Genomic DNA, 1,349 nt, shown 5'->3' on the forward strand with positions numbered 1-1,349 from the left:
GTTGCACCGACACGTTACAAACCTCCAGATCCGTTAATGCCGACAGCCGGAGCGACAGGGAACAGAGATCCGCCTAACCGTTGTGTCCGTGGATTCATGACGCGGCATAATACGGTCGGGAATTCGATCCGGCCATTCTGCCTGGGGCGCCGTGCCTGGCTCTTTGCAGACTCGGTGGGAGGCGCGAAGGCCTCCGCAAACCTGTATTCGCTGGTTCAGACATGCATTGCCAACCGCATCGATTCCTACGCGTACCTCGTCGACCTGTTCAAGGCACTGCCCTACGCAAAGACGCTCGAGGACTACGAAGTGTTGCTGCCATGGAAGCTTGGCACACCCGTTCCGGAAAAAAATCAGTAGCGCAAGTCGAAGGCAGGGACGTGCTTCGCTGACCGCTTACAATGAACCGGCTCGCAGATGTCTGGCTCCCCAAACCTTGAATCCTTCATCCGTGGCCCGATCAGCGGTTTGCCGTCAAACACCCAAGGTAGGAGCCCGGTGCCCGAATCGGGCACGCCGGGATCTGTGCGGGGGGGTCCAGGAATGGACATTCCTACCGCGATAAATTTCCGCGATGAAGCTCAGATGGCTCGAATGCGCGAGACGGGCTCATGGCGGCGATCGTACGATCGGAACGAGCACAATATCCCATAAATGCGCCCGGTCGATATCTGAATCCTGTTGTATATGCGATCTGCCAAGATTTCCTTATGAAAAACGCAATAATGATGTCTCGTCTGTGAAAATGCTGGTTGAGTATGCATCCCACTTAAAATAAATGAATTTCAAATAATGAGCGTTTACCCCAGTTCAATCTATAACAGAAAAATATTAAAAAGTGCACGTAATAACTTCGACTGAAAGTGTCCGAGGCGAATAGACTAATCTCATGGAGATTTGGCGCATAAATAAACCTTCCGCCAATTCGACGTCGCATCTACGGCTCGTCAAGCAAGTTTGAGGTTTTCACGCTATGCGCAGCCAGTGCGTCAAAGACATTCGCCTTTCTCCTGGCCGTAGCCATGCTTTTCAAATGAGAACACGTAAACATGATCATCAAAACGGTTTTAGACTTACTCGATAATCAGGTTAACTTGTCGCCAGATGGAATCGCTCTAGCGAGTGGATCGACGACCCTGACGTACGGCGAGCTTGCGGTACGTAGCGACGCTGTCGCTCACCTTTTGTTTGAACGCGGATTAAACGGCGGAGCGCTGATTCCCATCGAAGCGACCCGCTCAATCGACTATATCGTGGCCATCATCGGTGTCTTGAAGGCCAACGCGGTATACGTTCCGATTGACTACCAACACCCCAGTGAGAGGAAGAAGCTCATCCTGGAGCAAAGC

At 52.1% G+C, this 1,349-nt stretch carries 1 protein-coding gene and 1 pseudogene; both read left to right on the forward strand.

Features of this window, described 5'->3' with window-relative positions; genetic code table 11:
* Nucleotides 1–117 precede the first annotated feature (117 nt).
* Nucleotides 118–360: pseudogene (locus tag HV796_RS42425) on the forward strand (transposase domain-containing protein); the annotation flags it as partial.
* A gap of 689 nt (nucleotides 361–1,049) precedes the next feature.
* Nucleotides 1,050–1,349 (forward strand): AMP-binding protein (locus HV796_RS42430; protein WP_175233573.1); only part of this gene is annotated, 300 nt, incomplete at its 3' end.

The organism is Paraburkholderia humisilvae, assembly GCF_902859855.1.
GTDB classification, from domain to species: domain Bacteria; phylum Pseudomonadota; class Gammaproteobacteria; order Burkholderiales; family Burkholderiaceae; genus Paraburkholderia; species Paraburkholderia humisilvae.